This is a genomic window from Lysinibacillus sp. NPDC096212 (assembly GCF_044763105.1).
GTDB lineage: Bacteria > Bacillota > Bacilli > Bacillales_A > Planococcaceae > Lysinibacillus.
The window spans coordinates 21078-39580 of sequence record NZ_JBIWFQ010000003.1 but is presented as its reverse complement, the minus strand read 5'-3'; the positions used below and the strand labels follow the sequence as shown (position 1 = coordinate 39580).

The window sequence follows — 18503 nt, the reverse complement described above, 5'->3', positions numbered from 1 at the left end:
AGTACCGTAGCATTAAGAATATATATCTTAAATGATTATAAAATCGGAAAATTCTCCATTGAATATGATGATTAATGGCTACTATTTTCAACGACTAAAGCAGTCTGATTTCATCTAGCCCGAAAATGTTAAAATCCAAAATCACTTAACACTTTCTAGCTATCTGTTTATTGTAATTTCCAATACACTGCCTTAAAATTTCAGTATCAACACTGTGTTCAGTAAAGGAGAGATGGATATATGGGAAACAATGCAATTTCATTAAACTCCATTGAAAAAAAGTTTCAACAAAAACAAGTAATTGCCCCGCTTTCCTTAGAAATTCCTAAGGGTCAGCTTATTGGCTTACTTGGTCCTTCAGGCTGTGGGAAAACGACGTTAATTAAAATGATTATGGGAATGATTAAGCCCGATAATGGCAATATTCAAGTGTTAAATCATACAGTTCCTCACAAGCAATTACTGACGGATATCGGCTATATGGCACAATCTGATGCACTATATTTGGATTTAACCGGTGAAGAGAACCTTCATTTTTTTGCAAAGCTTTATCGTTTATCAAAAAAAGAACGTGTGGAGCGTGTCAATTATGCTGCCAACCTTGTTCATTTAACGGAAGATTTAAATAGTAAGGTGTTAAATTATTCTGGCGGAATGAAACGAAGATTATCCCTTGCAATTGCCCTTATCCAAAATCCAAAGTTGTTGATTTTAGATGAGCCAACGGTTGGTATTGATCCCGTATTGAAAAAAGAAATTTGGCAGGAGTTAATTCGTTTAAAAAACGATGAGCATAAAACAATTTTAGTAACAACACATGCAATGGATGAAGCAGAGCGCTGTGACCAGTTAGCAATGCTACGTAATGGTCATATTATCGCGCATGGAACACCACATGATTTGAAAGCTCATTATCAGGCAAAGGACTTTGATGAAGTGTTTTTAAAGGCTGGAGGTGAAGCACTATGAGAATCGGCGCAATTGTTACAAGAATTATGCAGCAAATGATCCGCGATAAACGTACACTCGCCTTATTATTTTTTGCACCTCTTCTTGTGCTTTCGTTAATGTATTTTGTTTTTAATAGTAACGAACCTGAAATGACACTAGTCGTATCGAATGGTCCAGCATCAATCATTGAAAAGCTTGAAGAAGCAAATTTTCATGTTATCGAAAAAAATGATTTTTCTATTACCAGTTTAAAAGATGAAAAATATGATGGCTGGTTAGCTTTTCATCAATCGCAATTGAAGCTCACATTATTAAATGATGATCCGTCTACAGCTAAGGCTTTAAAGATGAAGCTATCTCAAGTTTTGCAACCAGAACAATCTGCAATGATGAAGTTGACGAGTGAGTATGTATATGGCGATGAAAATACCGCTACTTTTGATATTTTTAGCCCAATGCTTACAGGCTTCTTTGTTTTCTTCTTTGTCTTTTTAATTACAGGTATAGCGTTATTAAAAGAACGAACTTCAGGGACATTGGAACGCTTACTAGCGACACCGATTAAACGTTCTGAAATTGTTGCTGGCTATATAATTGGTTATGGATTGTTTGCATTTATTCAAACGACTATTATTGTTCTATTCGGGATTTATGTCCTTGATATCGTACACGTTGGCTCCATCTGGCTTGTGCTACTAATCAATATTGTCGTTGCACTTGTTTCATTATCATTAGGAGCTCTGTTATCAAGTTTTGCTGCATCAGAGTTTCAAATGATGCAATTTATTCCGCTAGTCATTGTACCGCAAATTTTCTTTTCAGGTATTTTCCCACTTGATAATATGGCGGAGTGGCTGCAAAATATTGGGCGTATTATGCCACTATACTATGCCGCAGACGCGTTAAACGGGGTTATGTATAAGGGCTATTCCTTTAGCGAAATTCTAGCCGACTTAGCGGTTCTTGCTTGCTTCGCTCTTGTATTTATTACATTAAATATTATAAGTCTAAAAAAATATCGATCATTATAATCAAAAGGGTTCTGCTCAAAAACTGGGCAGAACTTTTTCAATTAGAAAATCACACCAATTTTCTATTAGCAAAGGAACTAGTATTCATCTATACTAAATTTACAGTTAATAGTTAAATGTTTTGCAGCGTAATTTATAGAAACTTAAATGACTTACAATAAAAAGCCTAAAAATAAAGGTGTGTAAAGATGAATACGATTATGGAAATACAGAACATTTCTAAACAGTATAGAGGTAAGAGAATTATAGAGAATGCTACATTTTCTATTTGTGCCAATCAAATTATAGCCCTAGTAGGAAAGAATGGGTCAGGTAAGAGTACCCTTCTAAAAATTATTGCGGAATTAGTCGATGCTGACAGCGGTTCTATCGTGAAACATCGACAATCTTTAAAAATTGGCTATGTGCCAGAAGTGACCCCTTCACATATTTTGTTTACGCCTGAAGAATATCTTTATCATATGGGCAGTATTCAAGGCATGGCCAAAAAGCAACTACAGCAAAAAATAAATGAGTTACTTGAATTATTTCATTTACAGGAAGCTCGGAACATTCGGATTGTTAATTTTTCTAAGGGTATGAAGCAAAAGGTTATGATTATGCAGGCAATGCTTGAAGACACAGATCTACTTATCTTAGATGAACCGTTATCAGGACTCGATCCTAAGGCCCAAAGTGACTTAGAAGAAACTCTCTCCATTTTAAAGGACAAAGGATTAAGTATCGTTTTAACATGTCACGAAACAAAATTACTGCAACATCTTGTTGATATAGTTCTTGTTATTCAAAATAATAAGGTCATTCAAGCTGATTCATTCAATAAAAATGATATAAAGAAAAACAAATTAACTTTTGAAATATCAAATGATAAATTATTGGACGACCTATTTCCTTTTCTTGAAATTCAACATCGAAGTCTATTAAATAATGGCTGTCATGAGGTCATTACCGTTATTAAAACAGAAGATACTGATCAAGTATTACTTGATCTCCTACAGAAAAAAGCCTGTATTAAACAATTAATCCCAATTAATCAGAAGGAGGAACAATTTTACACCCATTTTTAAGGAGGAAAAGATGCTAACATGACTAGTTTATTGCGCTATCATTTTATTAATTATTTGAGGACCTATAAATATGTCCCACCCTTTTCAATTTTCATTTTATGTCTTGTTGTCAACTATACCTTTATCCCAAATCCTATATTAAATAGCTATTCGTTTACAGCTATTATTCTCTTTTTTCTAATGGGATGGTTTACAGTGACACTATTTCACGCAGAAGACGAAGGACAAAAAGTAATAACAACACTTCATGCCAAAAGTCGCACGCGATATAATTTAGGAATTTTTATAATTTGTATACTCATTGGTTTATTCTTAAGCTGTGTATCCGTGATCTACCCTACTCTAATTGGCGCCTTTGGAGAAAAACCAAGATTTATACATCAATTACTAGGATTTCTCTCTCATTTTAGTTTAGCTGTACTAGCTATTGCACTTTCAGCTATTTTCACGAGAGAACTCGTTAAAAACAAGCAAAATACTTGGTGGGGTGTACTTGCCATTTTAATTGTATCTGTCGTTATCGCTACTTTAAAAGAGACAATTTTGCAGATCAAGGGACTAATTTGGCTGCTTCCACCTGTCCGTTTTTCACTGGAAATAATGAGTTCAGAAGATTCTATAAAGTCAATACCGAACAGTTTTTATTGGCAATTTGCCTGGATATTCATCTATGCAAGCTTCGTCATCTTGTTGTTCTTCCTCCTATCAAATCGAAAAAGGAAGTAAATTTCTAACGAAGGAGAATTCTTATGGTTAAAAAAGCCAAGGTGCTAATTATAGAAGATGAAAGTGCTATTGCAACTATTATGAAGGACTACTTAAGCGTCAACCATTTCGATCCTCATATCGTTAATACTGGTCATGAAGCAACCCAATATATAAAGGAAACCTATCCTGACTTCATTATTCTTGACCTTTCTCTCCCTGATTGCGATGGTATCGAATTATGTCGTCAAATTCGTGAAAATAGTAATGTTGCTATACTAATTTTAAGTGCCCGTAACAGTGACACCGATAAAGTTCTTGGCTTGGGGTTCGGTGCAGATGATTATATGACAAAGCCATTTTCTTTAAGTGAGCTTGTGGCAAGAATAAATGCCCATTTACGAAAACAGGATAGATGGCTGCAGGACAATGCAAGCCAGGTAGATATGATTCAAATCGATCATATGGAAATCAATAAAAATGAATATACTTTTTTACGTCATAAAAAGCACGTTCCCCTATCAGCTAAAGAATTTGATTTACTATTTTTTCTAATGAAAAATCGTAATCAGGTTTTCTCTAAAAATCAGTTACTCGATGCTATTTGGGGCTATGAGACATATGGCGATGAAAATACGATAACCGTTTACATCAGACGTCTACGCGAAAAAGTTGAAATCGATCCATCTTGTCCTATTTATATTCAAACCGTTTGGGGCGTTGGCTATAAATTTAGTACTCAAAACCATTTGTAGGAGAGCATGATGTACATAAAAAATTGGATGGAGAAATGGTTATGGTCGACACTAATCTGTGTTTTACTGTTGTTTATTTGTATCTTCACATTATTTTTCACAAATTTTAATCGCAGTGACGAACCACAAGATGAATATGTGATCAATCAAATTCGTTTAAAAGTAAATGAACAATTATTGTACATAGAAGATCATTTTACAAGTCTCGAACAGAATTTAAATTTACGCAATTCCCTCCAAGAAATGAGCAATAGCGAAGGAATAGATATTACAGTTGTTCAATTAGATGGAAAAATTTTATTTAATTCAATCGAAGGCGATATTTCACAGTTTATTAACTTAGAAGAAGATTTACATTATGATTTATTTACGTCTCAACAACAACCTGGGATCATAAAAATTGCCTTCCCTATAATTAGTGAGACGCATGAACAACTAGGGAACGCTATTTTTACTATTGATAGAGATATACTCTTCCCCATAGAACAGCCTAGTCCTAGCAATTTTATACTTTTATTCATATGTGGTTTATTATGTTTTTGCATTATAGGACTGACCTTGTACTTTGTACGGAAGTCTAACAATGAGATCTTGCTTCCTTTAAATCATTTGAAAAACAATACCAAGGAAATTATTAAAGGTAATTATGAACAAAAAACAGTATATTCGCGGGCAGATGAAATCGGTGAATTGTATGCAGTGTTTGATCAAATGCGCCTGGAAATAAAAAACCTTACTATTCAACGAGATGAACAAGAACAAAACCAAAAAAAGCTTATATCTAGTATTTCTCATGAAGTAAGAACACCTCTAACAACATTAAAAGCTTATTTAGACGCTATTTCTGAAGGAATTTGTCCTGATATGGATTCGCTTATGTCGTATATTCAAACTATGCAGACAAATACTGAAAAAATGTCCAGGTTAATTGATGATTTATTTATTCACACTTTGAAAGAACTTGGGCATATCCCGGTTAACTTAACAGAGCAATACAGCAAAGATATCTTTACGAATATTTTGCATCCAATTCGTCATTACGTCCAAACAACCGGCATTCATTTTATCGAGCCAGAGTCTATCCCTAATGTACTTATTCAAGTAGATAAGCATCGACTAGAGCAGGTACTTTCAAACCTTATTACGAATGCACTAAAGCATACTACTAAAGGCGATTCCATAACCGTTTCTATCAATATTGAAAATCAATTACTATACATTAATGTAATAGATAATGGTAATGGGATATTGCCTCAAGATATGCCTTTTATTTTTGAACGCTATTTCAGAGGTATTCAAGCTACAGGTGAGACTGCTGTGAAAAATGAAGGAGCCGGACTCGGATTATCTATATGCAAGCATATTATGGAAGCTCACAATGGTTCCATTTCATTTAAAAGTAAGCAAAATGAAGGAACAACATTTACATTAACACTTCCTATTATTTAAATTTTTTAAGAGGGTAATTTCGAAAAATTAAGAATATAAGTAATGAAAGTCAGAAAAAAATGGGAGAGTGAAGACATGATTCATGACATAGGGGAATATGTAAAATATTTAGATGGTGTTCATAAACGAACGATGCAATATATGAAGGCAATACCTGACGAACTTTTAGATTGGAAGCCCTCAGAAGATAAATTTTCTATAGGTGATTTATTCATATTGCATCATCTCGTTTGATGTTCCTCGGAATATTTGAACATGGCTCGTGGACGTACGCAGGACATGATACTATTGAGACTCCCACCCCTAAAGGGACAAGCTGACTAATGTCAGTGGGATTCCTGAGTAACTATGCGTTCGCAGTCCATTTCTGTTTTGAACAGTTCTCAAGATTGGGGTATCCCATTACCCCTCCCTATCCAGTGCATATAGCAGATAGGGCTACACTACTGTTACCATAGCGTATAGTTGGTTTCGTCCGATATGTTTTAGCGTCTTTTTCGTGACGACACATATTGTTTTACCGATAGCATGAATTAGGCTATCGAACCTTATACAATATCCAATTTTCAATGAACGAGCGTGTTTTATAGACTTTTACAGTCTATAGATGAAGTATAACACCCTTTCAGACAATTAAGGTAGTAATAGTTACCTCTTGTCTGACCTCACTTTCATCCCATGTCTAAAGACGGGCTACACCCTGCATAGGCTTTCTTGTTCGGAAAATCTGTAAGGGGGCTACTCTTGAGGATATTTCAAATTATTTAGAATCATGTCAAACTAAATTAACAGAGGGGCTATTGAAAATTGGTAACGGTTTGGTGTCAAAAAAGGTTTTAACCCTTCATGGTCATGAAGTAAATGCTTGGAGAATACTTATGTCGATTCCCGAGCATGAAATCCATCATCGCGGACAAATCTCTACATATTTACAAATGAACAAGATTGAACCGCCTCAAATTTTCGGATTAAAAATTGAGCAGGTAAAAACAAAATAATTTATGAAAGAGCTTTGGACATCATCTTATATCCAAAGCTTATTTTTGTCTTTATATAAAATTTCGCTATGTTATACCCACTGTTTATAAGATCTCCACCAATCTGCTTTTACGGGCTGTTAATTCAGGATAAAATATGATTTTCAAATCTACATATATGTTGTAAGAATTTATTAATAATTTAATAAGGACCTTATAATAATTCACCCTTACACTAAAAGAAATACATTTGAAGGAGGTATTCTCGTGGATAAAGAGGTACTTATTCGAGCTCAAAATCTATGTAAGACATATTCCACAGGAAGTGAGCAATTTCATGCAATAAAAAATATTAATATTGAAATATATAAAGGAGATTTTACAGTCATTATGGGAAACTCCGGTTCAGGTAAATCGACACTGCTTTATCTTTTAAGTGGTCTTGATTCCATTACGACTGGTGAAGTTTATTTTCATGGGGAAAGGCTAGATACATTTACCGAACAGCAGTTAGCTACATTTCGCTCTAAAAAAATTGGATATGTCTATCAAAGTAGTAATCTCGTCCCGGATATGACATTGCTAGAAAACATCACCCTCCCAGGATATATTGCAAAATATCCTAAAAAAGATGTGATCAAAAAAGCGGAGATGCTATTAAATAAAATGGGACTTGAAGAACAACGAAATCGTTTACCTTCGCAAACCTCTGGTGGACAGCAACAAAGAGCTGCTATTGCTAGAGCATTAGTCAATGACCCAGAGATACTGTTTGCAGATGAACCAACGGGTAGTTTAAATTACGATCAAGGTGTAGCTGTCTTAGATATTTTAACGACTTTAAACAAAAAGGGTCAGTCTGTAGTAATGATTACACATGATATAAAAGCTGCCTGTCGTGCTAATCGGCTTATTTTCATTCAGGATGGAAAAATTGGAGGTATTTTAAACTTCGATCAATACGATGATGCTAGCATACAAGAGCGTGAACATATTATCTTTTCTTATGTCGCAGGAAAGGAGTAAAAAATGCACGCAATTATTACTCTTTGTTTTGCACATATCAAAAAAAGAAAAATCCAAAATGTACTATTAGCAATCCTAATTATGCTATCCACCCTTTTATTAGCTACCTCTGTAACAATTATTATGAATACAAACAATATTTTTGAAAAAATACATCATGATTCAAATGGGGCTCATCAAATTTTAACTATGGGTAAGGATATTCATAATCCAATCACTGTCAACATTTGGTGGCAAGAGCAACAAGGAGTTACTGCCTCTAATCCCATTCCTTATAGAAATTTATCTGGCTTCACAGCGAATGGTGTAGAAACGCAAAATCTCTTATTCATGATGAATACACCAAAAATGCCCTTCGCTATTGATCGATTACTATTTTCAGAGGGTGAAAATCAGGACTATCCTACTGAGGGAACGATTTGGATTCCCACTTCGATGGCTTCTACTTCGAATATTTCACTTGGAGATGCTATTGAATTTAACACCGGCGAAAAAGCTTTTTCATTAAGCGTTTCTGGTATAGTTGTAGATTTGCCATATGGTGGACTCTTTTCAAATAATGCTCGTATTTGGATGAACGACTCTGACTATCATAAACAATTTGATACGATGATAGGATCTGAACAATATATGATGGCTCTTCGCTTTGATGATTATCAGCAAAGTACAAACTATTGGATAGAATTCGAAAAATTTTTAAACGGCCCCTACCTTGAATCAAAAATGGAATACGTGGATCTCTATTCGTTTAATTTAATTATTAATAAAATTATCGGATTTATCATGATTGCTTTTGGTGTAGCAATGTTATTCATTTCATTGTTTATTATTGGTTTTAGTATTTCAGATGCCATTTTAACGAACTATAAAACGATTGGTGTCATTAAATCTCTCGGACTTACTTCTCGAAAAATTAGTGCGACCTATGTTTTACAATTTGCTTTATTATCCGTGGTCTCGATTATTCCTGGCCTTATTGCCAGTACAATCCTTTCCAGAGTGATTATAGAAAGCTCTTTATCTTATTTAAAGTCCGGAAAACATTTAACGATTATTCAAGATTTTAGAATCACCATGCTACTTGCTGTCATAATCCTTGTCATTGTTATCCTTACTGCGTTCATTTACTCAAACAAAACACGCCACGTTGAACCAGTACAGGCAATTAAATACGGTATGTCAGAATTTGCAAACAGTAAATTGAATCGTCGTTTAAATAACTCTAATCGCCTTTCTAATTTTGTTAATTTGCAAATTGGCATTAAAAACATCACCAAAAATATGAAAAGTTCCATTCTTATTATTGTTCTTACAGCCATTACTTCTGCTATTTTAGTGTTTAGTGCAGTCATGCTTAATAGCTTTATTTCCATCAAGCAAAACACACCAGCATTTGGCTACGATTCATCACATGTTGTAGTAACGGTTTCTAATGAAGCAACATTTTCAAAACAACAGTTTGAACAATTTTTACGCTCAGATGAACGCATTAAAAATCACGCTTGGCTAGATCAATTTACAGGGGTTCTCCCTAATGAACCAAATCAACCGTTAAATATTAAAGTCGATACTCTTGAAGGTAGTTTTGATGCTGCTGGATACGAGACAATTTCTGGCCGTAATCCCGTAAATAAAAATGAAATAGCCATTGGCCTTAATGTCGCGAAGGCTTTACACAAAAATCTAGGGGACATCGTGGAAGTCTATATCGAAGGCAAGCAGCATCATTTGATTGTTACCGGTATCTATCAATCGATAGCAAATATGTCTAATTCAGCGAGAATTACCGCTGATGTTATCAAAGTTTATAATGCTACCTATTCTGCTTCAAAACAAAGTATGATCAATTTGGTAGATGAGACATTATCAGATCAAATCGTTGATGATTTAAACAATAATTTTAAAAGCTCTGTCTCAGCTGAAACACAACAAACATCATTAGATAATGTCTTTAAAGTAGTGGTCGCTATTTTAATAATCCCATTATCTGTTATCGGAATTTTATTTATCACTGTAACATTCATCATTATTTTTAGTGTTTCTAGAATAAATGTAAGAAAAGAAAGCGGAACTTACGGAATTTTTAAATCTATTGGTATGACCTCAAATACTATTAGATGGTCGATTACATCAGGAATTCTGTTTCTTTCATCACTAGGGACTATATTTGGGATTTTTATCGGTATTAAAGTAATACCCGTAGCTTTACAAAGTATTCTTTTAGAATACGGCTTACTTGAACTCCCCCTTGCGATAAACTGGCCAGTTAGTATTGGATTATCTCTTTTAAGTATTTTGGCCGCTTGTTTTGGTTGTTGGTTATCAACGAAAATAATCGCCAAAACCTCACCTCGAATTTTGCTCGTTGACTAAAAAATGCCCCCGATCTACTTAGGTAGTGGGGGCGATTATTTTCGTATAAGGATTGTCATTTTTAATTTATTCAATCCAACCTCCAACCGTTTCTTATAGATCATCCCAAAAAAGCCAAAGTTTAAAGAAGCGACAAACAATACTGGTTGGGCAATTTTCCGTGCGTTAAATGATGATAACATTATATAATAGAAGAAATTCAAACTAGATTAGATTGGATGTGATGACATGGAAACAATTCATATTCCTATCGATGCTGAACATATTATTAGTACCTCTAGTAAAGGGGATCAATCGAAATGGCGTATTGGCAACACGTGGGTCAAACAAAATGCACGAGGTTATGAGGGACAAGCAGAAGTATTAGCTTCCCTCATGCTTGAATGCTCAACTCTTGATCGCTCTAAATATGTCGTCTATCAGCCATGTATCATTCAGTTGGCTGACGGTGAACAATTTGATGGCTGCTATTCACTCGACTTTCGTGGTACAAAACAGGAAGTGACACTTGAGCGCTTGTTTGAAGCAAATTTCAGCTCTACTGACCCTATTACAAATAACAAAACACTTTCTACTAAAGAAAAATTCGAGCAGTTAATGGCACAGATTGAGCAGTATACAGGGCTCGTTGTACATCATCAGATTGCACAGCTATTCGCATTTGATGCCCTTATTCTAAATGAAGATCGGCATACAAATAACATTTTATTTTTATACGATCCAAAAGGAAAAACATGGGAGTTGGCACCTATTTTCGATAACGGGCTTAGCCTATTATCTGATGAAAAAGACTATCCACCTGGCAAACCTTTAACGATTTTAAAGCGAAAAGTAAAAGCAAAACCACTGAATTCATCTTTCACAAAACAACTTGCTCTTTATGAAGGACCACCCTTTATTGATAAGGAGAAATTAATAGCGACAATCGAACAATCACCGTACGATTTTGGACGTGCTAAGGACGTATTACTTTCACAGTTGCGTAATCCAGCTTTGAAACATTTATTCATAGAAGGAAGTGAAGCTATTGATTGATTACATGACTTTTGACGTGATGTGGATGGATGACATTATTGCAAATGTTGAGTTAAAACCGACTGATGGTGGCACACCATATGTCATTAACTATATTGAAGATTTTAACAAGCAATTTTCGCCGACGATGGAGGGGCATATTACCTTAGAAGAACTGGAACGTTGGCTAAAATGGCGAACCTTCCCCCCTACTCGGGTCAACGCAAAAGAATTACTGACTTCACTAGATATGCAAGCCTATAATCGTTGGGGCATCGTGCGTAAAACACATGGTGTAATGGCAGATGATGAGATTTGGATTCGATTTAAAGGCGAAACCCTCACACATCGGGATGTCTGCTTACGCAAGGATCTATACTATCCTGAGGAACCAAACTTTCTAGAATTTCAATAAGTTAACTGGGGTGATAAACCTCTTTAGTAAAATAAACCATTAAAAATTAAACGAGCTCTCAGACGTATTTTAAATCGAGTTGACGGGTGATTGCCCATCTTGATTCGTCTGGGAGCTCTTTAAGAAAACCTAGCATAAAACAGAACCCTCATAGAATAGAGCAGTAAAAAGTATATGCCTATTGTTTTAAAAACGTGTATTTCAGAAAATTAATTTCAAAATACACGTTTTTTAATGCAACTTTTAATTTTCTTCAAAAATAAATAATTCGTTGACAGTAACCTGTAAAACAGATGCTAACTTAAAAGCTAAATGTAAAGTAGGATCATACTTTGCATTTTCAATAGCATTGACAGTTTGTCTTGAAACACCACAATATTTTGCAAGCTCATCTTGGGAAAGCTTTAATTGTTTGCGAACTTCTCTAATATTATTCTTCATTAGGCATACTTTCTTGAAAAGAATAATAAAGATACAAGATACACAATACATATGGTAAATAAGAAAATATACGGGCTCATTCCCAGATTAATTGCTTGCCCTGTAATACTGCGGTAAATATCTAAAATAATTTCAATGACTAAAAACCCAATAACAACACTGAAAGTATAAGTCATCGCTTTAGATTTAATATAATCTTGACGTTCATCTTGTCGTTTTGCGATAGAATACAGTGTAAAAATAATAATACCCATTGAGACTACAATCAAGCATAGAAATATAATAACAAAAATATTCATATCACTCACTCCTATTCTTAAAATGTAAAAAGTATTTGACACTCACAGTGTAATTCTTTTCCATTTCAATGTCAAACACTTTTTACATTTTCTCAGTGATGAATATAAAGATTTTCTTCCCTAAATAATCTTCCAAGGTAAAAAAATAAGTACCTATGATTCATTAGACTCTCAGACAGTCACACTTATTAAACAAGATTTAAAGAAGCGCTAAAAAAAGGTATAAATTCTTCAACTGTATTTTATGCATCTTTTAATCTTCTGGCTGCTACAACTACACGGAATTTGGATTAAATATTTATAAATAAAACCAAATTAAAAATTAAATAAAAGTTCATCCACATCGTTCGTTCCTACATGGATGTTCACTACTTCTACTTGAGTGTCTTTCATTTTCTTCAAAGATAGAAGACGCAGACAATTCATTCAAATTTATGCAACGTTAATGATCTAATTATTTGTAAAAAAATCTTCTTCAGAAAAGACCCCAATATTATTTCTTCTTAGCAATGCAGTAGTTACGCCTGCGCCAACTAATTTTGTACCATTGAAATCCCCATTGTAAATCATTGCACTGCCACAAGATGGACTATACTCTTTTAATATAACCTTAGTCGCACCTAGTTCGAGTGCTTTCTGTAATGTTGCATATGCGCCCTTTATATATAGCTCCGTGACATCACGGCCTGATTTTTCAACCACTCTCGCTTTTCCATCAAGAACATCTTCACCATCTCCACCAATAATTTCAGCGGGCTCACGAGGCGTCGAAAAACCTCCCATAAGTTCAGGACATACAGTTACCGCCTTATTTTCTAACACAAGTCGTTGAATTCTTTCATCTAAACTATCTGTTCCGTTATAACGTACCTTTAATCCTGCTAAGCAAGAACTTATCAAAATCATATGTGCACCTCTTTTTTAGCCATATCGTATAAGTAAAACTTTAGCCCATTAAAAGAGTCTGTCAATAGTTTTTACATGGCTTATGTTACTTCCTTGACCTACTCTATTATCTAATATTGATTTTTTAAAACCATTTTTTATAGGACAACCATTTCACTGGGTTGTGCTACTATTTTATTATCTATATTTTATTATGAATTCATTTCATCATTTAAAAAGGAGGAAAAAGACTTGGTTGAATTTACAATTTGTTTTCTTAAGAAAGGTGACCAAATATTATTGCTAAATAGGGATTTTCCAGAGTGGATGGGGGCTTGGAATGGTGTAGGTGGAAAGATTGAGAAAGATGAAACTCCACTGGCTGGTGCATTACGAGAAATTAAGGAAGAAACGGGCATTGTACTGAAGGATATTACATACAGAGGAAAAATAACATGGACCGATGGAATGACAGACTTTGGCTGTATGTACGCTTTTATTGCTGAATTACCGGAATCCTATCATTATGTGACACCGATTAAAGTTGCAGAAGGCATTTTAGATTGGAAAGATCTATCATGGATTTTCCATCCTAAAAATGTAGGAATAGCAGATTTAAAATATTACTTACCGCAAATGCTAGAAGAAACAGTTAACTATGAATACATATTTACATATAAAGATAGTGAATTGATTGATATAACGAGTACCCCATTAGTACTTACTGTCTAAATATATAACAAGCCTCGTAAACGCGACAGTAGCGTTTACGAGGCTTAGCTAATTATTTTCTTAGGGTTGCGCAAATCGCATTCTGCACATCGACCAATTCAATGTTGTTTTTTGAATTTCTTCATAGATGTTCCACAGCCTATCGACTACCCGTAATTCAACATTACGTTTAAACATCTCTTCAAATAAATTTGCTACTTCAAATTTAGCAATAGGATATTGTGTTGTTTCACTTGTATAATAACCAGCATTTTGATCCTGTAGTGTAAATTCGCGGATGTCAAACTCATATAAATAAAGTTTCGTATTTTTCATCGTCTCAAACCACTTGCTTTCAATTACGACAACATGTCCGCATGATGCTGATGCTATATAGGTCCGTTTATCCTGTTCGGTTGTATCGGTACCAATATGGTAGCAAACTCGCGGACAATTTCTAGGTGTTAAAAAATTAGGCAAGTATGTATCGTTGATTGCCCATACTAGACCTTTTTCTGGATCTAAATCTAGTCGATCAGGTAATCGTGGGTGAAATACTGTTATATCACTTTCCTCACTAACATGATAAATGCGCAAATGTTTCCCCTCCTTATTTTCTGAAATTCTGTATATTGATTCCAGCGTTTGACGTAACTGTTCTTGCCATACTACTTACTCATTTCAGTATAGCATTGTAACGTTACCTTTCTTGTGCATATTTATATTTTTCATTAACGGAAAAAAGAAATAAAGCCAGAAATCCCTAACCGGATTTCTGGCTTTTCTAATTTAAGGACTGGATTGAGTTTTGATAGGCAATGCTTTGTCTAATGTGGTCTGTCGTTTAACAGTGATCTATCAGGACCCTGTTTGGCTTGCTAACGGACTTAGTAAAACAAAAATTGCTGCACCGACCATCGCTCCAAACAAGCTCATTTTCTTTTCCATCGTTATCCCCTCTTATTCCCTATGTGTCATAGAACGCTTGCATATAACACCCACAGAACAACAGAAATCGCTTTGGCTAGCATCTATCATTTTGAACTATAGTAAAAAACGTACAGGTTCCTCTAAATAGCCTGCCACACTACGCATAAATGCACCTACTGGCTCGCCATCAATAACACGATGATCAAATGTGCAAGACAGTGTCATGGAATGGCCAATTTGTATCGTATCTTCTACTACGATTGGCTCTTTCACAATTTTATGAAAGCCTAAGATTGCTACTTCAGGATAGTTAGTAATCGGCGTCGCAAATATCGCCCCGTCCTTTCCTGTACTAGAAATTGTAAAAGTACTACCTGTTAAATCTTCAACCGTTGCTTTTTTAGCAAGGACCCTTCCCAATAAGCTTTCTAGTTCTTCTGTAATTTCAAAAATACTTTTTTTATTTGCATGCTTTATCACTGGCACAAGTAGACCGTCTGAAGTAGCAACTGCAACACCAATATGAATATAAGGGAAAATCACAAGTGCTTTTTGATCTTCATCTACCTTGGCATTAAACTGCTCATGTTCCTGTAAAGCTGTCGCAACTGCCTTAATTAAAAAAGGTAAGTAAGTTAGTTTTTTGTCCTTCATTTCCGGCAGCTGTTGAACACTTTTCCTAAAAGCCACTAAATTCGTCACATTAATTTTTTCCATTCCGGTGCATAATACTGCTTTGGAAACGGCTTTTTGCATATTTTCAAAGATTGCTTTGCGTAAGCCACGAATAGGGATGATTTTATTTTCATTAGCTTCATCTTCACTATGTTTTGGCTTGTTTTGCACTAATGCTATCGCGGACGATGATTGTTTAGCATGTTCATCTAAATCACATCGCAACACCCGTCCGTTTGATCCACTTCCTTGTATTTCTTCAATATTAATGCCCATAGTGCGCGCTGCTTTTCTAACTGAAGGGGCCGCCTTCACCCTTCCTAATACCAAAAATTCAGTCTTTTCTTTCAGGATACTCTCCTCTTTTTTCTCTTCAAGCGGCTGTGTTTTCTGAGTTGGTGACGAATCTGAGATTTTACTAAATTGACAAAGCAGGCTACCTACCTTAATGGTATTTCCCTCCTCGCCTCCAAGCTCCTCAATCACCCCTGTAATTGGAGCTGTAATTTCTACTACGGCTTTATCTGTTTGAACCTCTACTAACGGCTCATTAATCGCTACTTTTTGCCCTTGCTTTACAAACCAGCCAACAATCTCAGCTTCATGTAAGCCTTCCCCTATATCAGGGAGTAAAAAATCATACATTACTATCCCTCCCTAATCTTTCATGACATTTTGTACTGCACTTACAATGCGCGCTACGGTTGGCATCCATTCTGCCTCAATGCTCGATACTGGGAACGGTGTATCATAACCTGTGACACGTAAAATCGGTGCGTGCATAGCATACATACAGTTTTCGGCAATAACTGCTGTGATTTCCGCCCCTACACCGCCTGTTTTTGCCGCTTCATGAACAACGACTAGTCTGCCAGTTTTATCTACCGACTGAATGATGGTTTCATAGTCAATAGGTGCGATTGTTCGTAAATCAATGATTTCCACAGACACACCCTGCCCTTGTAATTGCGCTACTGCCTGTTTAACCGTTACGACACTTGGACCATATGTAACGATGGTCACATGCTCCCCCTCTTGAACAATGGACGCCTTACCAATAGGCACTTCATAATATTCTTCTTGTACTTCCTCTTTTATCGTTCGGTATAGCTTCAACGGCTCTAAGAACAACACTGGGTCTGGATCTTTAATTGCCGCTGCGAGTAACCCTTTAGCATCGGAAGGCGTACTTGGCATGACTACCTTTAAACCTGGTGAGTGTAGAAACAATGCTTCTAAACTATCTGAATGTAATTCAGGTGCATGAATCCCTCCTCCGTACGGTGCTCTAACAACCAGTGGCACGGTAACTGTGCCTTCCGTTCGAGAACGAAGGCGTGCGGCCTGTCCTACCATTTGATCCATCGCCTCATAAATAAACCCTAAAAACTGTATCTCTGCTATTGGTTTAAGTCCTCTAGTGGCTAAACCTACTGCAGCTCCGATAATTGCAGACTCAGCAATCGGTGTATCAACTACACGCCTTTCTCCAAAACGTTCCATGAGCCCATCCGTCACACGGAAAACTCCTCCATTTTTTCCGATATCCTCACCGAGACAGAGGATTGTTTCATCATTTTCCATTGCTTGGGTTAAGCATGTATTGATTGCCTGTACTATTGTCATCTCCATCATTACACCTCTCCTCTTTCTTGCAATTGTCTTACTAAGTTTTGAGGCATTGTTTCATACGTTGCTCTTAGTACTTTTGGAATCGTGGTCTTATCGATTGTAAGTGCCTTTTCATAAGCTTTTAAAACGATTTCTTCGCAGTCATTTAACAGCTCCTCCTCTTGCCTCTCATCCCATAGCCCAGTAGTAATAATAAATTTTTTCATTCTTTCTATAGGATCATTTGTCAGCCATTGCTCAACTTCAGCTTGGTCTCTATATTTCGTAGGATCGTCTGCAGTTGTATGCGGTCCTTGGCGGAATGTAACAGCTTCAATCAGCACAGGCTCTCCATTTTTAGCTTTTTCTATAGCAAGCTTCGTTGCCTCATAAACTGCTAATACGTCATTGCCGTCTACTCTAATTCCTGTAATCCCATAAGCCAACGCCTTTTGTGCGATTGATTGGCTAGCGGTTTGTTTATGAATTGGATTACTAATTGCCCATTGATTGTTTTGAATAAAGAAAACCACTGGTAATTTATATACACCCGCAAAATTTAATGCTTCATGGAAATCGCCCTCAGAGGTACCTCCATCACCCATATAAGCAACCGAAACACTATCTTCCCCTTTATATTTACTAGCCCATGCTCCACCTACCGCATGTAAAAATTGCGCTCCAATAACGATTTGAATAGGAAAAATAGATAAATCAGTTAAATGCTGCCCAGCCATCTTACCCATTGTGTAACAAAAGAACTTATCGATAGGCATCCCGTGAACAAATGAAGCCGCAATATCACGGTAACTAGGATAAATCCAATCATTCGAATTCAATGCGTAAGCGCTTCCAACCTGTGCCGCTTCTTGCCCTCTAATTGGCGGATATGTTTTTATTTTACCTTGGCGTTGAAATTTCAATGCAATCCCATCAAAGATTCTTCCTTGTACCATATGTTTATACATTTCGATACATTGCTCATCTGTGGCAGTTCTTTTAAAGAAAGTTTCCGAAAGCGAACAATCTTCGTTCAAAACTGACGCGGTGTCAATTTTTAAACATGATTGATTTAACCACATTTCAACTCCGCCCTCTAAACATGACTGATTTAACCACATTTCAATTCCTCCCATATATCGTTTTTATAATTAATATCGTTATTTTAATTATAGGCAAGGAATCACC

At 35.7% G+C, this 18503-nt stretch carries 20 protein-coding genes; 13 read left to right on the top strand and 7 right to left on the bottom strand.

Annotation, left to right across the window (positions count from 1 at the left end; translation table 11 throughout):
- Nucleotides 1–240: 240 nt before the first annotated feature.
- The 12 genes from ACIQ7T_RS03565 to ACIQ7T_RS03510 all read left to right on the top strand — a co-directional run bounded on the left by ACIQ7T_RS03565 (nt 241) and on the right by ACIQ7T_RS03510 (nt 11763).
- Complete coding sequence (locus tag ACIQ7T_RS03565; protein WP_370076133.1) at nt 241–969, top strand: ABC transporter ATP-binding protein; 729 nt, start codon at nt 241–243, stop codon at nt 967–969.
- On the top strand, nt 966–1982 hold the full coding sequence (locus ACIQ7T_RS03560; RefSeq protein ID WP_402868677.1) for an ABC transporter permease: 1017 nt from the start codon (nt 966–968) through the stop codon (nt 1980–1982). Before ACIQ7T_RS03565 ends, ACIQ7T_RS03560 begins: the two co-directional genes overlap by 4 nt.
- Nucleotides 1983–2170: 188 nt before the next feature.
- Nucleotides 2171–3049: an ABC transporter ATP-binding protein gene (locus ACIQ7T_RS03555; RefSeq protein ID WP_402868675.1), complete on the top strand. Its 879-nt coding sequence runs from the start codon at nt 2171–2173 to the stop codon at nt 3047–3049.
- A gap of 195 nt (nt 3050–3244) precedes the next feature.
- Nucleotides 3245–3775 carry an ABC transporter permease gene (locus tag ACIQ7T_RS03550; protein ID WP_402868673.1) on the top strand — a complete coding sequence of 177 codons (531 nt, stop codon included), beginning with the start codon at nt 3245–3247 and terminating at the stop codon, nt 3773–3775.
- Between the two features lie 23 nt (nt 3776–3798).
- Nucleotides 3799–4509 carry a response regulator transcription factor gene (locus tag ACIQ7T_RS03545; RefSeq protein ID WP_402868671.1) on the top strand — a complete coding sequence of 237 codons (711 nt, stop codon included), beginning with the start codon at nt 3799–3801 and terminating at the stop codon, nt 4507–4509.
- A 9-nt stretch (nt 4510–4518) separates the two neighbouring features.
- Nucleotides 4519–5958, top strand: coding sequence for a sensor histidine kinase (locus ACIQ7T_RS03540; protein WP_370076143.1), 1440 nt, complete (start codon nt 4519–4521; stop codon nt 5956–5958).
- Nucleotides 5959–6033: 75 nt separating this feature from the next.
- A complete protein-coding gene (locus ACIQ7T_RS03535) occupies nt 6034–6192 on the top strand; it encodes a hypothetical protein (protein WP_370076145.1) in 159 nt (52 codons plus the stop codon).
- 566 nt (nt 6193–6758) lie between these two features.
- Nucleotides 6759–6956, top strand: coding sequence for a DinB family protein (locus ACIQ7T_RS03530; protein ID WP_402868669.1), 198 nt, complete (start codon nt 6759–6761; stop codon nt 6954–6956).
- Nucleotides 6957–7202: 246 nt separating this feature from the next.
- Nucleotides 7203–7961, top strand: a complete 759-nt coding sequence (locus tag ACIQ7T_RS03525; protein ID WP_370076149.1) for an ABC transporter ATP-binding protein — start codon at nt 7203–7205, stop codon at nt 7959–7961.
- Nucleotides 7962–7964: 3 nt separating this feature from the next.
- Nucleotides 7965–10334, top strand: coding sequence for an ABC transporter permease (locus tag ACIQ7T_RS03520; RefSeq protein WP_402868666.1), 2370 nt, complete (start codon nt 7965–7967; stop codon nt 10332–10334).
- Nucleotides 10335–10562: 228 nt separating this feature from the next.
- Nucleotides 10563–11369: a HipA domain-containing protein gene (locus ACIQ7T_RS03515; protein WP_370076153.1), complete on the top strand. Its 807-nt coding sequence runs from the start codon at nt 10563–10565 to the stop codon at nt 11367–11369.
- Nucleotides 11362–11763: a hypothetical protein gene (locus ACIQ7T_RS03510; protein ID WP_370076155.1), complete on the top strand. Its 402-nt coding sequence runs from the start codon at nt 11362–11364 to the stop codon at nt 11761–11763. The genes ACIQ7T_RS03515 and ACIQ7T_RS03510 overlap by 8 nt, the downstream gene beginning before the upstream one ends.
- A 243-nt stretch (nt 11764–12006) precedes the next feature.
- On the opposite strand, the gene ACIQ7T_RS03505 is transcribed toward ACIQ7T_RS03510, so the two are convergent.
- The 3 genes from ACIQ7T_RS03505 to ACIQ7T_RS03495 all read right to left on the bottom strand — a co-directional run bounded on the left by ACIQ7T_RS03505 (nt 12007) and on the right by ACIQ7T_RS03495 (nt 13409).
- A complete protein-coding gene (locus tag ACIQ7T_RS03505) occupies nt 12007–12204 on the bottom strand; it encodes a helix-turn-helix transcriptional regulator (protein ID WP_370076157.1) in 198 nt (65 codons plus the stop codon).
- Nucleotides 12204–12503, bottom strand: a complete 300-nt coding sequence (locus ACIQ7T_RS03500; protein ID WP_370076159.1) for a DUF2178 domain-containing protein — start codon at nt 12501–12503, stop codon at nt 12204–12206. The genes ACIQ7T_RS03505 and ACIQ7T_RS03500 overlap by 1 nt, the downstream gene beginning before the upstream one ends.
- Before the next feature lie 450 nt (nt 12504–12953).
- Entirely contained in the window at nt 12954–13409 is a 456-nt protein-coding gene (locus tag ACIQ7T_RS03495; RefSeq protein WP_402868664.1) for a 2-thiouracil desulfurase family protein, read from the bottom strand.
- 231 nt (nt 13410–13640) lie between these two features.
- Here ACIQ7T_RS03495 and ACIQ7T_RS03490 point away from each other — a divergent pair, with 231 nt between their 5' ends.
- Nucleotides 13641–14120 (top strand): NUDIX hydrolase, encoded by a 480-nt coding sequence (locus ACIQ7T_RS03490; RefSeq protein WP_370076161.1) that lies wholly within the window; start codon nt 13641–13643, stop codon nt 14118–14120.
- Nucleotides 14121–14180: 60 nt separating this feature from the next.
- Here the strand turns inward: ACIQ7T_RS03490 and ACIQ7T_RS03485 are convergent, their stop codons facing one another.
- The 4 genes from ACIQ7T_RS03485 to pdhA form a co-directional block, all read right to left on the bottom strand.
- Nucleotides 14181–14696 carry a DUF6886 family protein gene (locus tag ACIQ7T_RS03485; protein WP_370076163.1) on the bottom strand — a complete coding sequence of 172 codons (516 nt, stop codon included), beginning with the start codon at nt 14694–14696 and terminating at the stop codon, nt 14181–14183.
- Nucleotides 14697–15143: 447 nt separating this feature from the next.
- Nucleotides 15144–16349 carry a dihydrolipoamide acetyltransferase family protein gene (locus ACIQ7T_RS03480; RefSeq protein WP_370076165.1) on the bottom strand — a complete coding sequence of 402 codons (1206 nt, stop codon included), beginning with the start codon at nt 16347–16349 and terminating at the stop codon, nt 15144–15146.
- Nucleotides 16350–16361: 12 nt separating this feature from the next.
- Nucleotides 16362–17339: an alpha-ketoacid dehydrogenase subunit beta gene (locus ACIQ7T_RS03475; RefSeq protein ID WP_370076167.1), complete on the bottom strand. Its 978-nt coding sequence runs from the start codon at nt 17337–17339 to the stop codon at nt 16362–16364.
- Nucleotides 17339–18436: a pyruvate dehydrogenase (acetyl-transferring) E1 component subunit alpha gene (gene pdhA, locus ACIQ7T_RS03470; protein ID WP_370076169.1), complete on the bottom strand. Its 1098-nt coding sequence runs from the start codon at nt 18434–18436 to the stop codon at nt 17339–17341. The genes ACIQ7T_RS03475 and pdhA overlap by 1 nt, the downstream gene beginning before the upstream one ends.
- Nucleotides 18437–18503 lie beyond the last annotated feature (67 nt).

Coding starts and splice junctions, on each gene's coding strand:
- ACIQ7T_RS03560 (WP_402868677.1), top strand. CDS start 966: ATGAGAATCGGCGCAATTGTTACAAGAATTATGCAGCAAATGATCCGC.
- ACIQ7T_RS03495 (WP_402868664.1), bottom strand. CDS start 13,409: ATGATTTTGATAAGTTCTTGCTTAGCAGGATTAAAGGTACGTTATAAC.
- pdhA (WP_370076169.1), bottom strand. CDS start 18,436: ATGTGGTTAAATCAGTCATGTTTAGAGGGCGGAGTTGAAATGTGGTTA.
- ACIQ7T_RS03545 (WP_402868671.1), top strand. CDS start 3,799: ATGGTTAAAAAAGCCAAGGTGCTAATTATAGAAGATGAAAGTGCTATT.
- ACIQ7T_RS03475 (WP_370076167.1), bottom strand. CDS start 17,339: ATGATGGAGATGACAATAGTACAGGCAATCAATACATGCTTAACCCAA.
- ACIQ7T_RS03520 (WP_402868666.1), top strand. CDS start 7,965: ATGCACGCAATTATTACTCTTTGTTTTGCACATATCAAAAAAAGAAAA.
- ACIQ7T_RS03540 (WP_370076143.1), top strand. CDS start 4,519: ATGTACATAAAAAATTGGATGGAGAAATGGTTATGGTCGACACTAATC.
- ACIQ7T_RS03555 (WP_402868675.1), top strand. CDS start 2,171: ATGAATACGATTATGGAAATACAGAACATTTCTAAACAGTATAGAGGT.
- ACIQ7T_RS03505 (WP_370076157.1), bottom strand. CDS start 12,204: ATGAAGAATAATATTAGAGAAGTTCGCAAACAATTAAAGCTTTCCCAA.
- ACIQ7T_RS03500 (WP_370076159.1), bottom strand. CDS start 12,503: ATGAATATTTTTGTTATTATATTTCTATGCTTGATTGTAGTCTCAATG.
- ACIQ7T_RS03515 (WP_370076153.1), top strand. CDS start 10,563: ATGGAAACAATTCATATTCCTATCGATGCTGAACATATTATTAGTACC.
- ACIQ7T_RS03480 (WP_370076165.1), bottom strand. CDS start 16,349: ATGTATGATTTTTTACTCCCTGATATAGGGGAAGGCTTACATGAAGCT.
- ACIQ7T_RS03565 (WP_370076133.1), top strand. CDS start 241: ATGGGAAACAATGCAATTTCATTAAACTCCATTGAAAAAAAGTTTCAA.
- ACIQ7T_RS03535 (WP_370076145.1), top strand. CDS start 6,034: ATGATTCATGACATAGGGGAATATGTAAAATATTTAGATGGTGTTCAT.